The following is a 14,720-nucleotide window of genomic DNA, read 5'->3' as shown; positions in this document are numbered from 1 at the left end:
AAGCAGAGGGTCGGCGGTTCGATCCCGTCAGCGTCCACCATAATATGCCGGTGTAGCTCAGTTGGTAGAGCGGCTGACTTGTAATCAGTAGGTCGTGGGTTCGACTCCTATCGCCGGCACCATCGTAATGCGGAGCTGTGGTGTAGAGGCCTAACATGCCTGCCTGTCACGCAGGAGACCGCGGGTTCGAATCCCGTCAGCTCCGCCATTACATCCCAAATGAATAAATCATAAGGGGATTGGTGTTTAAGACAATTGCATATTATGGTTCGGTAGCTCAGTCGGTAGAGCAGAGGACTGAAAATCCTCGTGTCGGCGGTTCGATTCCGTCCCGAACCACCATTGTAAATATGGAGGATTAGCGAAGTGGCCAAACGCATCAGACTGTAAATCTGCTCCCATTCGGGTTCGGTGGTTCGAATCCATCATCCTCCACCATTTACGAGCCATTAGCTCAGTTGGTAGAGCACCTGACTTTTAATCAGGGTGTCGTAGGTTCGAGTCCTACATGGCTCACCAGTTTTATCATTAACAACTTCAGTGAATAACTGAAGTTTTTTTTGTGTTTATTTATAAGTTTCATTGCAGTTACTATACTATTTTAAAAATAGCGAGTCGATTAATTTACATCGAATACGTGATATATGAATGCTAGTTACTTGATATGCTACAATGAAAGTAGATATAGATAGAACAGGATGAATGGGCGGAGTGATTGTATGATGATAGAGAAGCCATCTTTGCAGTTGCATATCGAACGAATTCTCGGTAGAACCTTGGAACAGATATCAGTTCCAACCTCTCTATGGAAGGAATGGATTGAATCTTCCACTAGAGACGTTCATTTAATATCTCCTTCTGTAGTTGTCATGCATCAGAGTGCTGGTGATTGGTACTTGCTCTGGGAGATGGGAAGCGAACAATCTACTTTGATGAAGCTGGAGTCTAGTCCATTAAGTATTCAGGAGCAGCAGTGGATTGAACTTGTTTTAATGCTAGAACACGGTGAAAAGCTTGAACAAGATATGCTCACTGTAAGTGAAGAACAAGAAGCGGAACAAGTGGGATCGTGGATCTTATCCTCTATTCATGAGCGAGACTGGAAGGTAGAAATTCCAGAGCATATTCCTTGGAGTAAGCAGCTTTCAGGTATGGTGACACCATTCCTTCTTGTTACAGAGCATATTCATCGGGAAGGGCCACGATATCAACTGCTGAAGAAACTAGTAGACTCTTATTTCGACGGCCATACTTTTCTCATACCATTAACGGAGCAGGAATGGCTTATTCTTGTCCCGTCGTCCTTAACCGTTACGGAGTTAGATGATGATGTAGACAGTGATGAAACTCAGGAGGAGCTATTAACTTCATATTGTCTAGGGCTGTATGAACTTTTAACTGCTGAGTGGATTGGGGAAAGTCATATGACGGTGAATTACTCCTTTATTGGCCAAAAGGGTATTCCTGCAACAGTAGCTCATATGAGAGAAACGGTATTTTTAGGACGTACCTTCCATGTAACCGAGCATATTCATTTGCCATGGGAACTTCATATAGAGCATCTTGCATACAGTATTCCTGATCATGTAAGAACGGAATATTTAAAACGAATTGTGAAAAAGACAGAAGTGTTCCATGATGCAGAGACGATGGCGACTTTGGAAATGTTTTTTCAACAAAATTGTAGCGTTAGTGAAACTGCGAAGCGTTTATATATTCATCGTAATACGCTGTTGTATCGACTTGATAAAATTAAGCAGGAAACAGGACTTGATATTCGTTCATTTTCTGACGCTGTACTCATAAAGCTTGTACTATTGCTGTATAAGGTAGCTCATCAGCAATAGTTTGTGAAGCATAGGGATATGCATGTTGTAAAAAAATGATTTGTAATCGCCTTCATTTTTGTGCAGGTATCCAATAGGTGATAGATAGTTGGGGGTGTTTTTTTGTGCACGTTGACTATAGTCAATCGCCTGGCTGTCAATTATGATAGAAATATAGTAAGAAACCGATTACATTGACAATCGTAGGGAGGAAATAATTATGGCAGGCGTACGCTTAGAACATGTATATAAAAAATATCCGGGGTCTGATAAGCCAACTGTTATTGATGTTAACCTTGATATTAAGGATAAAGAGTTCCTTGTATTGGTTGGCCCATCCGGTTGTGGTAAATCCACGACGCTTCGTATGATCGCAGGTCTTGAAGAGATCTCTGAAGGACAACTTTATATCGGTGATAAGCTTGTGAACGATGTTGCACCTAAGGATCGCGATATCGCCATGGTATTCCAATCTTACGCTTTGTATCCACATATGAACGTGTATCAAAATATGGCTTTCGGTCTTAAGCTTCGTAAAGTTCCTAAAGATGAGATCGACAAGCAAGTTAAAGAAGCTGCTCGTATTCTTGATATCGAGCATCTGCTTGAGCGTAAGCCAAAAGCTCTTTCCGGTGGTCAGCGTCAGCGTGTTGCACTTGGTCGTGCAATCGTTCGTAACCCACAAGTATTCTTGATGGACGAACCGCTTTCCAACTTGGATGCGAAGCTTCGTGGTCAAATGCGATCTGAAATTACAAAGTTGGCTAAGCGTCTTGAGACGACAGTTATCTATGTAACGCATGACCAAATTGAGGCTATGACGATGGGTGACCGTATCGTTGTTATGAAAGATGGTTTCATTCAACAAGCTGCGTCTCCAGACCAATTGTACAATCATCCGGTGAACTTGTTCGTTGCGGGCTTCATGGGCTCTCCAACAATGAACTTCATCCATGGTAAGCTAAGTGAAGAGTCTGGTGAGATTCGCTTCAAGACTGATGGCTTGAATGTTGTAATCCCTGCAGGCAAAGCACAAGCATTGAAAGACAAAAACTATATCGGCAAAGAGGTTATCCTTGGCATTCGTCCAGAAGATATTCATGAAGAGCCTGTATTCTTGGAAGCTTCTCCAAACAGTATCTTCTCCGCTAGTATCGACGTAACAGAGAACTTGGGTCATGAAATGCTCTTGTACTTGAAAGGCATTGGCACTGAAAATGTTATTGGTCGTGTAGACGGTCGTTCTAACGCTCAAGAAGGCCAAAACGTGAAATTGGCTATCGATATGAACAAAGTTCATGTATTCGACAAAGAATCCGAATTGAACGTTTTCGAAAACTAATTATATAAGGTAGGGCCCAGGGTGTAGATCACTCTGGGCTCTATTTTGTGCGTATTCATTTTATAGCAGCAGGTGAAGTAGAAATAGCCAGATAATAAGGATAATCATATTGCCAAGGGCTGAATGAAATGGAAGTTGAACTCATTTAATTAACGATAAGGAATATCGGTTAGTTAGTTTAAAGAATTCAAGGAAGCACGTACTGGGTTGGAGAAGCCGAAGTTAGCTACTTTATCCCAGTTAATCGACCATGTCATAACCCCACGGAAGTTAGGGTAGCCGCTTGGCTTTCTTAATACATAACTGCCGCCATAGCTAATACCCTTAGTGATGTATTTTAAGGCTTTGTCGATATCTGCCGGATTGGTGTAACCTCCACCAGCAGCACTTTGATTGGCAGGAAGCCCTATAGCAACTTGATCTTCACGTAAGGCAGGGAACATATTGTTCGGGTTGTTGCCAATAGGGAAGCCAACTAGCAGCATTTCAGCCATTGCAACTTGGAAGTCTGTTGTACCTTGGGAATAAGAGCGGCCATCTAAGGCTGTCATGGAACCTGTATTATAGTGCTGCACATGAATAAAGTTCATACGGTCTCTAAATGCATGAATGACAGGAAGATAAGCACCCCACGGGCCGCCATAGGCAACTAGGCCTCCTTGAACGTAGGCTGTTTCTGGCGCCATCGTTAGTTGGAAGGTAGCGCTTTTAGTTGATAGGATCTCTCTTACTGCGGCTATAAGATTGACGATCTTAGGTGTAGTCGGACTTCGGAAATTGGTATCTCCACCAGCAAGCGCAAGGGAGCTGCCCTCTAGGTCGATATCCAGTCCGTCGAAGTTATATTCCGTAATAATCGCATTCATGGTGCGAATGAAGTTTTGCTTGTCTGCTTCGGTATTCAATTCGACCGTACCTTCAGCACCGCCGATCGATATTTGAACTTTCTTTCCTTTGGCCCGGAGTTCAGCGATATCGGATTTGAATTGTTCTTTAGTGGCGTTATAAGGCGTGAATGCCATCGTGGCGCGATCGCCGACAGGTTCAGCGAATGCTACGTTAATTACATCAAAGTTTGGAGATATGTCTCGTAGGCGAATATTTGTGGAGCCATTGTTAAAGTTGTGCCAGTACCCAACAAGAACTTTACCTGCTACAGCTACAGTATCTTTTGTTGTAATAGAAGCGATCGTACTGTTAGCAGAGCGATTATTTGCTTCATCTACGGCGCGAACGGCAATGGCATAAGTAGTGCTAGCGGTAAGGCCTGTAATCGTAAAAGTAGTTTGCGATGATGTGCCTGCAACCTGACCGTTAACGATCACCTCGTATTGGCTGACGCCGACATTGTCTTGGCTTGCATCCCAGGCAAGATTGATCGTGGTATTTGTGGTATTGGAGCTGCGTAGATTAGTTGGAACGGTAGGCGGTTGGTTGTCCACGACAGGCACGGCTGTGCGCACTTGAATGGTATTGCTGTCAGCGGATACATTGCCAGCAGCATCTGCAGCTCTAACGGTGTATGAGTATAAGGTATTAGGGGATAATCCAGTTATTTGGTAAGGTGAATTCGTAGCAGTCCCCACTTGCGTCGTGCCGCTGTAAATACGGTATTGTGTAACACCTATATTATCAGTTGCAGCTTGCCATGCGAGTGTAATTGTTGTGGTCGTTTGTGTAGGTGACACGAGCGATGCAGGTGCAGATGGTGGTGTGGTATCGACAGGAGCAGTGGACAATTTCCATAGTGCAGGTGTGTTAGGTGGCTCCCATCCATTTAATGAAGTATGTGCTTGCGTACATTCGTAATTGATATTTTGATACGTAACGATAGCCCCCTTTTGATATGCGGTATTAGGCGCCCAAGTTGCTGCACCGAATACCTGAAAGGGAATTAGTAAAGCTACAAGCACAGCGATAATCATAACAGAAAGTGGCCGAATGGCTCGGCGATGGATAGATGAATACATAACAAACCTCCTTCGTAAATTGAAATCAGGGAAAAATGTAATAACAATCCCTTCTGTTCGTACAAACAAGGAGCCAGGTTATTATCCTGTTCTCGTGCTCTCACCACCTTTCATTCAGCCCAAGGCATAGTTGGATTCGTGATTTGTGAGGTTTGATCCTGCAAATGTCTGAAAAATAGGGCTTACGTAGGAAGTGTATGGGGGTATGCGTTGATTTCGATGCTATTTTCCATTACGATGGTTACATTGGCAGCTGTTAGTTGCTTCTATTTGAGAAAGTTTGCAGTATGAATAAGATGAGATCGTACATACCAGATAGAGCTCACAACTTTAGCTTTGGGGCGAAATGCTATTCGAAATAAAGAACGATATGGTCTTTGTATGCAGAAATAATTATTTCGTTCAAGTTATATAGATGTTGAGCAAGAGATAAGGAGTGAAAGTCTATGGCTAAAAAGGTGAAAGTGTCTGAGTTAGTAGAACAATTCCAAATGGAAGTGCTTGCTGGTGAACAAGGCATGAAGCGCCTTATCACGGTGGATGATTTGCATCGCCCCGGTTTGGAAATAGCAGGTTACTTTGATTATCATCCAACTGAGCGGATACAGTTGATGGGCAAGACAGAGCTTACTTTTTTAGAAACGCTATCAGAAGAAACAAGATTAGAACGCTTAAGAAGATTTATATCTCCAGAACTCCCAAGCATCATTATTACACGTGGTTTGGATGTACCAACGGAGTTAGTGCAAATCTGCGAAGAGAACGAGGTTCCATTGCTGCGTTCTCCGCTTGCATCAACTACCCTATTAAGCCGAATTACGGGTTTCCTTGAAAGAAAGCTGGCGCCAACTGCAACGATTCATGGTGTTTTGGTCGACGTCTATGGTGTTGGTATGCTTATTACAGGCGGAAGTGGAATTGGTAAAAGTGAAACAGCACTTGAGCTGGTAAAGCGCAGTCACCGGCTTGTAGCTGACGATGCCGTGGAAATTCGTCAAACCTCTGATAACCAGCTACATGGTACGGCTCCAGATTTAATCCGTCATCTTTTAGAAATTCGTGGTATCGGAATTATTAATGTGATGACGCTGTTCGGAGCGGGTGCAGTTCGCAACAACAAGCGGATTAGCGTAGTCATTAAGTTGGAAACATGGCAGCAGGATAAACAATATGATCGTCTTGGGCTAGATGAGGAGACGACTCGTATTTTGGATACCGATGTGCCGCTTGTTACGATTCCAGTTCGCCCAGGTCGAAACTTAGCTGTTATTATTGAAGTGGCGGCAATGAATTATCGCTTGAAGCGTATGGGTTACAATGCAGCACTGCAGTTTACAAACAAACTGACAGAGCAAATTAACGAAGATAGTGATGATTTCGATTGATTAATCGTGTAGGGTGAATATCGTTGGTTTAGTTAGCATGAGTATTCATATTTTGAAAAGACAATTGAAGTAAGATGTAAGGAACTGAAGCGAGGGAGAGTGAACAATGGATACGATTGCATCAACATTGCTAGATCCAATTGCCTTTAAGCTCGGACCAATTTCGGTATACTGGTATGGCTTAATTTTGGGCTCAGCAGCTCTGGCAGGTTTATTAATTGCTATGCAAGAAGGCAGCAAGAGGTTTAAAATTCCCCAAGATTTCTTTATGGATTTACTGCTGCTTGGTGTTCCATCGGCCTTGGTCGGTGCAAGGGCCTATTATGTGGCATTTAAATGGGATGAGTACAAGCACGATCCGATCAAAGTATTTGCGATATGGGAAGGCGGTATTGCAATATACGGCGCGTTGATAGGTGCTGTTATTTGTGCGATTATTTATGTGCGTCGCAAAGGATATAATTTCTGGCGTATTGCGGATATTTGTGCTCCAGGACTTTTGCTCGGACAGGCAATTGGTCGTTGGGGGAACTTTATGAATCAGGAAGCGTATGGCGGTCCGGTTTCAGAAACGTTCTTGCGCGACACCCTGAACTTGCCAAACTTTATTGTTAATCAGATGAATGTCCAAGGGACGTTCCATCATCCGACGTTTCTGTATGAATCCATATGGAACATCGTAGGTGTACTGCTTATATTGGCCATTCGTCGTTTGCGCTTTGTAAGAGCTGGTGAGATCTTTATTGGTTATTTGATGTGGTATTCGATCGGCCGCTTCTTTATTGAAGGCTTGCGTACGGACAGTCTTGCTTATCAAGGCTCTGAGTGGATGGCTTCGATCATGAATACGTTGTGGCAGCCAATGACAGCGGTGTTTGAAGCAGGTTATCTTGATCCGAGCTATGGGAATATTCGTATTTCACAATTGATAGCTGTGCTCCTTGTTCTCGTCGGTATTGTATTCATTATCTTCCGTCGCGTGACAGGGCGTGCACAAGCACGTTATCTTGATCCAATTGTTTCGACGAAGGCAGATGCGACAACTAACGCTGTTGCGGATAAGTCAGCAGTTGCAAAGACGGTTAACAATTCGGATCATACAGTTGCAGAGAATAAGGCAAATGAAAAGAAGAAAAAAGATGAGCAGTAACCATAATGTAAGAGCTAGACTAGACGTGTAAGGTGAAATATAGCTTCAATAGGCTCAGCTTTAATTATATTAGGAGCTATTGGAGAGAATATAGCAGCGAAATCTATTGCAGCAATGTAGTAAAAAGGAGAATGAAGCAGCATGATACGAACAGTTCTGTTTGATTTGGATGGTACGATTATTGATACGAATGATCTCATTATTGAGACATTTATTGAAATTTTGAAGGATGTCGTACCGGCTCCGTTCAACAGAGAGCATATCATCCCTAGTATGGGATTGACGCTTGAGCAGCAGCTTCAAATCTTCACGAAGCAGGATGATGTAAGTGACTATGTAACGGCATATCGAACCTATAATCGTACTCGTCATGATGAGATGGTCAAGCCATTTCCTCATGTAAACGAAGTTGTTCATACACTAGCAGAAGCGGGTATTCAGCTTGGCGTAGTTACGACCAAGGTACGTGAATCTACTGGCCGTGTACTTCGCATGTTCGAGTTATGGGACAAGATGGGTACCGTTGTAACCGTACAGGACGTTACACATGCGAAACCTCATCCTGAGCCGGTTTTAAAGGCGATCGAAGCATTGGGAGCTGATCCTGCGACTACGATAATGGTGGGTGATAGTCCTGCTGATATCCAGTCTGCAAATGCAGCGGGAGCCATTTCTTGTGGAGTTGCTTGGTCTTTGAAGGGAGAGGCGGAACTCAGAAAGTACGAGCCGCGTCATATCATTCATGACATGCGCGACATCTATGCGCTTGTTGGATTGGAGCGTAGCGCAGGTGAGAAACGTTGAGCGTTATCCAGTAGAAGGTCCTAACAGCTTGTGGCATATTTATCGTACAGTTAGTCCGTGGAAGGGCGTTAAAAATTTCATTTTCATTCAGATGGCGAGATATTGTCCTATTTTGCCCTTAAAAAATAGTATTTATCGTCGTATGTTGAAAATGAAGGTTGGTCAGCATTCTGCATTTGGATTAATGGTGATGGTAGATGTGTTCTTCCCAGAACGTATTTATGTAGGCCGTAATTCAATCATCGGATACAATACGACGATATTAGCACATGAGTATTTGATAAAAGAGTATCGTCTTGGAGATGTGCGGATTGGTGATAACGTGATGATTGGGGCCAATTGTACCATTTTGCCGGGTGTTACGATTGGAGATAATGCTGTTGTAGCAGCGGGATCTGTTATCCATAAAGATGTTCTTCCAGGTCAAATGGTCGGTGGTAATCCGATGAGAGTGATACGTGAAGTGGCTGCGCAGGAACTAGAAGCATCCGTTGAACAGAATGAATCTACGGGATTTATTGATATCACATCTGACCCAAAAAACAAAAGTGAATCAGCATAATGGGAAAGGCGTTTGCGAAAGCAAGCGTCTTTTTTAGTACCTGTCATATCCTATAACAAAGATGATGAAGTATAGGTGGTTTCGTTTTTCAATATGATAAGTAGCAGTTGTAAAATAATCTCGAAATCCAATGGGGTATTGTGGTAAATTTTATATATTGCTGATTATGAGAGAAGATGGGGAAGTTTGAGAAGATGAAGATAAAGCATATCGTCGCTGTATTTCTGGTATTTATACTACTCACATTCGGATGTGCGTATCCGCTGAAAGCCTACACCGAGTATAACATTGAGTTCACTGGTCTTAATTATGCAGCGGAGAAGGCTATACAAAGGGATGGTGAATGGTATATCCCTAGTCGCTTGTTGCTGCAAGCCTTTGGGACACAAACAATTAAGACAGATGATGGCGAACTGTTGCGCACGTATACGGCTGATGCGAATGGAATGCAGCGGGTGGAGAAGCCTATTTATTATCGAGATGAAGTCGTTGTGTTAATGTACCATCACATTACATCGAAGCCTAGACGATCTTGGGTCATTACACCCGAACAATTTGAAGTGCAAATTCAAGAAGTGCTGCGAGCAGGATTTGAATTTATAACGATCGATCAATACATAGATTACATGTTGCATAGTAAGCCAGTTCCACCTAATGCCGTGCTTTTAACTTTTGATGATGGATATGCTTCGTTCTACACGGATGTATTTCCCATTTTAAAAACATACGGTATCAAGGCGACCAACTTTGTTATTATCAATACAATTGGGAATGACAAAAACGACAATGTTAAAAAACTGACGTGGGACCAAATGCGTGAGATGAAAAAAGCAGGGATGAGCTTCTATAGCCATACTTACGATTCTCACAAATATGTTCCAATAAACAGAGAAGGGACGAAGGAGCGTCCGATGCTCATTCGTCCGATGTATCGCGAGGAATGGAAGCGTGTAGAAACACACAGTGAATATTTAGCTCGCGTCAAACAGGACTTGCTTAAGGCAGAACAGAAATTGAAGAAAGAACTAGGCAATACCAACAGCTTGATTGCATTTCCATATGGTGCTTACAATCAGGATGTACTAAACATATGTAAACAGATTGGTATCGAAATATCTTTCACGGTTAAGCCCGGCATTAACGACCGTAAGCAGCGTAACGGATTCCGAGTTAATGGCGGCGATCAAAAGATTGAGGTAAATGAGTTGATTGAACGGATGGCGCATCGTGGAGAAGAGCGTGCAGAAGACAAAAAAGATGTCGTATGGCGCAATAGTATAAGCCGTGAAAGGATTGCTTTTAAACAGTCTACTATTTTACAGAACAATCAAGTGTTTGTTCCGATGAATGAAGTTGTGGAGCTGCTAAATATAGAACCATCGATTGATCATAACGATCGAACGATTAAGCTGTCGATGTCATCTGATGATAAGCGTCTTTCACCGTAAATAAAATGAGATTTGACTACGAAAAGAATCAATCGTTAAGGTTGATTCTTTTTTAGTAGTAACATCTTATCTTTAAGGTGCGAATGGCTTACTTCAAGAGACACATAAATAGTGATCTAAATAGGTGAAATTTGTGTCTGGAAAGGATTGACGGTACATAGGGAAAGTGATAAGATTATCGATAATTTCCTTTTGTTTGCTAATAAATTAACTTGGTAGCACATTAACCCACTAAAGGATTCTGTTCTTTTAAAGATTGTTAGAGATACAATATGGAATCCTGATCATAGTAGGGATTGAATGAACGGCGGTGAAGCGTATGACGAAGCCTAAGATGTTTGAGAAACCTTCTGGTGTTCGAGATTATTTACCCGAAATGGTGCAGAAGCTGCGCTACATGGAGCAACAAACCCTTCATTGTATGTCACGCTGGGGGTATGCTCAGCTCATTACACCTACAATGGAGTTCTATGATACGGTCGGTACGGCTAGTTCAACATCCGATCATAAATTATTCAAATTGTTAAATCAGCGAGGCACGACGATGGTGCTTCGTTCAGACTTGACGGCACCTATTGCACGTGTAGTCTCTTCTTTACTAGTAGATGAGCCGCTGCCGATCAGACTGTCCTATCATGCGAATGTATTCCGTTCCATGGAAGAAGAGGCAGGCCGTGAAGCTGAATTCTATCAAACAGGTGCTGAGCTAATTGGCGATAGTTCTGCTGAAGCAGATGCAGAAGTGATTGCGTTGTCGATCGCTTGCTTGCAATCTATAGGAATCGAGGCATTTCAAGTAGCTATCGGACATCATGGCTTCTTACATGCCTTGTTTGAGCATTTGCTGCTTGGCGAGATAGAAGTTCAGCAAGATTTGAAGCAATGCCTTCTTCAGCGGGACGTTGTTGGCTATCGAGAACATATTCAGACGCTATCTATTGAACTAGAGCGTATCGAGAAATTAGAGGCTGTGCTGCGACTGCGTGGCAAGCGAGATGTTATTGAGCAAGCTCGACAACTTGTTCCGGCAGAACCCGCGGCACATGCGGCACTTCACCATCTTGAACAACTCTGGAATGTGCTGGAGTCTTACGGTGCTGATTCTCATTTAATGCTCGATCTGACGATGGTCGGTGATTTCACTTATTACACTGGGACGATATTTGAGGGCTATGCAGCGGATCTTGGTTCACCTGTTATGAGTGGTGGCCGGTATGACAATCTTTTGCAGCAATTTGGTCGTCCTGCACCTGCTACTGGATTTGCGATTAAGACGACGAGAATGCTGGATATGATCACACTGCAAGCAGATAATGAGGATTTCCCTATTCTTGTGCAGTATGACGAGAGCCATCGCTCTGAAGCTATCGCAGAGGCAACTCGATTGCGCCAAGAAGGTGCATGTGTCATCACTCGCCGGATAGAACGGGAAGAACAGCTCGCAGAAGTTAAGCAACAGAACACAGATGGATTCCATTGGAATGGTCGGCGTTTGAAGCGTGTATTGACGTTCGCTGATTGTGTAGTGAGCTAACTTTTTAGATAAGAAAGGGAGAGCGTTATGAATGATTGGTTGAAGGTAGCGATGCCGAAAGGGCGCATCTATAAGCAGGCTTCGACCTTATTCCGAGAAGCGGGACTGCTCGTACCTGAAGACGAAGATCAGTCTCGCAAGCTGATTATTGATATTCCTGAAGTGAAGATGCAATTTATTATGGCAAAGCCTGTAGATGTGCCTACTTATGTGGAGTATGGCGCTGCTGATATCGGAATTGTAGGTAAAGATGTGCTGTTGGAAGAGAAGCGAGACGTGTACGAATTGTTAGATCTAGGCATTGCTCGTTGTCGGATGTCGGTAATTGGTCTTCCTGATTGGAAGCCGTTAACGAATCCTCGTGTAGCTACAAAGTATCCGAACGTGGCTTCTCAATATTTTCGCGAGCGTGGACAACAGGTTGAAGTGATTAAGCTGAATGGATCTATTGAGTTGGCGCCACTTATCGGGCTAGCGGATCGAATTGTTGATATGGTGGAGACAGGCAAGACGTTACAGGAAAATGGACTGGTCGAACTGGAAGAAATGTTCGGTATTACAAGTCGACTGATTGCCAATCGAGTCAGCTATCGTATGAAAAACGAAGTGATTCAGCAGTTGTGTGATCGGCTGCAGGTACAACGTAATGTACAGGTTAAAGGATAGTTTCCATGGTGCGGTGAATGCCCATGTTCAAGGGCTTACATGTGGGGAGGGCAAGAAGGATGCGGATTGTTAAGGCAAGTGAATTCCAGCTGGAGCGGGAAGTGGACTATGGTACAGCAGAGCAGGTGGCTGTTGTAAAACGAGTTGTTCAAGACGTACGCCAGACTGGTGATGCTGGGCTGCTTCACTATACGGAACAGTTTGACAAGATGGTACTCTCTGCAGAGCAGTTACGAGTCAGTGAGGAGGAAATTCAAGCTGCTTATGATACAGTTGAGCCTTCGTTCGTTCAAGCCATTCGTGAAGCATCGGCTAACATTCGTACCTTTCACGAAAGGCAGAAACGGACATCTTGGATGGATGTACAACCAGACGGAACGCTGCTGGGACAAATTATAAAGCCTTTGAAGCGTGTTGGTGTGTATGTTCCAGGTGGGAAGGCCGCGTATCCTTCCTCTGTACTTATGAATGTAATCCCCGCACAAGTGGCTGGGGTAAAAGAGATTGTTATGGTCACCCCACCGGCTACTGGCGGAGTTGCAGGAATCGATCCTTATATCAGGGTCGCGGCTGCTGAGGCTGGGGTGAAGGAGATGTATCGCGTAGGCGGCTCACAGGCGATTGCCGCGCTTGCCTATGGCACAGACTCGATCGGTAGGGTAGATAAAATATGCGGACCCGGTAATATTTACGTCGCACTGGCGAAGCGAGAAGTATATGGCACGGTCGATATCGATAGTATGGCGGGGCCTTCGGAAATTGTAGTGCTGGCTGACGGAAGTGCTAATGCTGCTTATATTGCAGCGGATTTGTTATCGCAGGCGGAGCATGATGAAATGGCGTCTGCTGTATTGGTGACAAGCTGCCCAGAGTTAGCAGTGCGTGTACAGGCGGAAGTCATTGCACAGCTAGCCTCGCTACCACGGCAAGTGATTGCTGCCAAGTCGATTGAGCAGCATGGCGCAATTATTGTGGTCGATAACTTGGAGCAAGGAGTCGACTTCGTAAATGATTTGGCCCCTGAGCATCTAGAGATTATGACGGAAGATCCGATGGAATGGGTGGGGCGTATTGAGAATGCAGGGGCTATTTTCATTGGTCCCTATAGCTCTGAGCCTGTTGGAGATTATTTTGCAGGACCTAATCATATTATCCCTACAAATGGAACGGCGCGCTTCTCTTCGCCTGTAGATGTGGATATGTTTTTGAAGAAATCTAGCTTAATTCGCTATAGCAAAGAAGCGCTATTGCAGCATGGGGAGAAAATCATGACGATTGCTCGTCATGAAGGATTAGAGGCACATGCACGTGCGATTGAAATTCGGTTGAAACAAGAGCGGCTACAGGATTAGAGAGATGTTGGGCGTAGTACGATGATTTACAAATAGGTCACAGGGGTGAGGAACGATGAGTCAATCAGTATCAGGAGCCGAGACGGTAGAGCGTCAACGTACAGCATCTATTGAACGAGTCACAAATGAGACGGATATTAAATTGCAATTGGCTGTCGACGGAGAAGGTAAAAGTGACTTTCATACAGGCGTACCATTTTTAAATCATATGCTTGATTTGTTTACGAAGCATGGTCAGTTTGATCTTAGCGTGCAAGCGAAAGGTGATATTGAAATTGATGATCATCACACCGTAGAGGACATCGGTATTTGTCTGGGGCAAGCCTTGTTGAAGGCGCTTGGTGATAAGCGAGGCATTAAGCGTTATGCATCCGTATATGTGCCTATGGATGAAGCGTTGGCTCAAGTTGTAATTGACCTTAGCAATCGTCCTCACCTCGAGTACCGTGCGCAGTATCCATCTAGTCAAGTTGGTACGTTCCAGACAGAGTTGGTTCATGAGTTTCTGTGGAAACTGGCACTGGAAGCGAGAATGACGCTACACGTAATCGTTCATTATGGCCACAATACGCATCATATGATCGAAGCCGTATTCAAAGCGCTTGGACGAGCGCTTGATGAGGCAACTTCCATTGATCCGCGTGTGAAGGGTGTTCCTTCCACGAAAGGAGTGCTGTAGCA

12 protein-coding genes and 5 tRNA genes are annotated in these 14,720 nt (G+C 43.9%); 16 read left to right on the top strand and 1 reads right to left on the bottom strand.

The genetic code is table 11. The features are described from left to right. Positions 1 to 46: 46 nt before the first annotated feature. From IFO66_RS19030 to IFO66_RS19000, 7 genes are all read left to right on the top strand, one after another. Positions 47 to 122 (top strand) — tRNA-Thr (locus IFO66_RS19030). 9 nt (positions 123 to 131) lie between these two features. Beyond that, a tRNA-Asp gene (locus tag IFO66_RS19025) sits at positions 132 to 208 on the top strand. 58 nt (positions 209 to 266) lie between these two features. Continuing rightward, positions 267 to 342: transfer RNA gene (locus IFO66_RS19020), tRNA-Phe, on the top strand. A 10-nt stretch (positions 343 to 352) separates the two neighbouring features. Beyond that, positions 353 to 438: transfer RNA gene (locus tag IFO66_RS19015), tRNA-Tyr, on the top strand. Between the two features lie 5 nt (positions 439 to 443). After that, a tRNA-Lys gene (locus IFO66_RS19010) sits at positions 444 to 519 on the top strand. Between the two features lie 200 nt (positions 520 to 719). Then, entirely contained in the window at positions 720 to 1,847 is a 1,128-nt protein-coding gene (locus tag IFO66_RS19005; RefSeq protein WP_225445897.1) for a PucR family transcriptional regulator, read from the top strand. 199 nt (positions 1,848 to 2,046) lie between these two features. Further along, entirely contained in the window at positions 2,047 to 3,168 is a 1,122-nt protein-coding gene (locus tag IFO66_RS19000) for an ABC transporter ATP-binding protein (protein ID WP_192026677.1), read from the top strand. A 173-nt stretch (positions 3,169 to 3,341) separates the two neighbouring features. Here IFO66_RS19000 and IFO66_RS18995 read toward each other — a convergent pair whose 3' ends face one another. Next, complete coding sequence (locus IFO66_RS18995; protein ID WP_192026676.1) at positions 3,342 to 5,138, bottom strand: fibronectin type III domain-containing protein; 1,797 nt, start codon at positions 5,136 to 5,138, stop codon at positions 3,342 to 3,344. A 446-nt stretch (positions 5,139 to 5,584) separates the two neighbouring features. Between IFO66_RS18995 and hprK the strand changes: the two genes are divergently transcribed. The 9 genes from hprK to hisB all read left to right on the top strand — a co-directional run bounded on the left by hprK (position 5,585) and on the right by hisB (position 14,718). Then, complete coding sequence (gene hprK / locus IFO66_RS18990; RefSeq protein WP_192026675.1) at positions 5,585 to 6,523, top strand: HPr(Ser) kinase/phosphatase; 939 nt, start codon at positions 5,585 to 5,587, stop codon at positions 6,521 to 6,523. Positions 6,524 to 6,638: 115 nt separating this feature from the next. Then, complete coding sequence (gene lgt / locus IFO66_RS18985; RefSeq protein ID WP_192026686.1) at positions 6,639 to 7,673, top strand: prolipoprotein diacylglyceryl transferase; 1,035 nt, start codon at positions 6,639 to 6,641, stop codon at positions 7,671 to 7,673. Positions 7,674 to 7,814: 141 nt separating this feature from the next. Next, positions 7,815 to 8,477, top strand: a complete 663-nt coding sequence (gene ppaX, locus IFO66_RS18980) for a pyrophosphatase PpaX (RefSeq protein WP_192026674.1) — start codon at positions 7,815 to 7,817, stop codon at positions 8,475 to 8,477. Next, entirely contained in the window at positions 8,464 to 9,039 is a 576-nt protein-coding gene (locus tag IFO66_RS18975; RefSeq protein WP_192026673.1) for a DapH/DapD/GlmU-related protein, read from the top strand. Before ppaX ends, IFO66_RS18975 begins: the two co-directional genes overlap by 14 nt. Positions 9,040 to 9,233: 194 nt before the next feature. Beyond that, the gene (locus tag IFO66_RS18970; protein WP_192026672.1) at positions 9,234 to 10,487 is read left to right on the top strand and encodes a polysaccharide deacetylase family protein; all 1,254 of its coding nucleotides are present in this window, start codon (positions 9,234 to 9,236) and stop codon (positions 10,485 to 10,487) included. Positions 10,488 to 10,806: 319 nt separating this feature from the next. Further along, positions 10,807 to 12,021: an ATP phosphoribosyltransferase regulatory subunit gene (locus tag IFO66_RS18965; RefSeq protein WP_192026671.1), complete on the top strand. Its 1,215-nt coding sequence runs from the start codon at positions 10,807 to 10,809 to the stop codon at positions 12,019 to 12,021. Between the two features lie 27 nt (positions 12,022 to 12,048). Beyond that, positions 12,049 to 12,687: an ATP phosphoribosyltransferase gene (gene hisG / locus IFO66_RS18960; RefSeq protein WP_192026670.1), complete on the top strand. Its 639-nt coding sequence runs from the start codon at positions 12,049 to 12,051 to the stop codon at positions 12,685 to 12,687. Between the two features lie 59 nt (positions 12,688 to 12,746). Beyond that, positions 12,747 to 14,039: a histidinol dehydrogenase gene (gene hisD, locus IFO66_RS18955; protein ID WP_192026669.1), complete on the top strand. Its 1,293-nt coding sequence runs from the start codon at positions 12,747 to 12,749 to the stop codon at positions 14,037 to 14,039. 55 nt (positions 14,040 to 14,094) lie between these two features. Further along, a complete protein-coding gene (gene hisB / locus IFO66_RS18950) occupies positions 14,095 to 14,718 on the top strand; it encodes an imidazoleglycerol-phosphate dehydratase HisB (RefSeq protein WP_192026668.1) in 624 nt (207 codons plus the stop codon). Positions 14,719 to 14,720 lie beyond the last annotated feature (2 nt).

The sequence above is a fragment of the Paenibacillus arenosi genome (assembly GCF_014841135.1).
In the GTDB taxonomy this organism is placed as follows: domain Bacteria; phylum Bacillota; class Bacilli; order Paenibacillales; family Paenibacillaceae; genus Paenibacillus_B; species Paenibacillus_B arenosi.
Note: the sequence above shows the minus strand (reverse complement) of the source record. Positions and strands in the feature narration are given on the sequence as shown.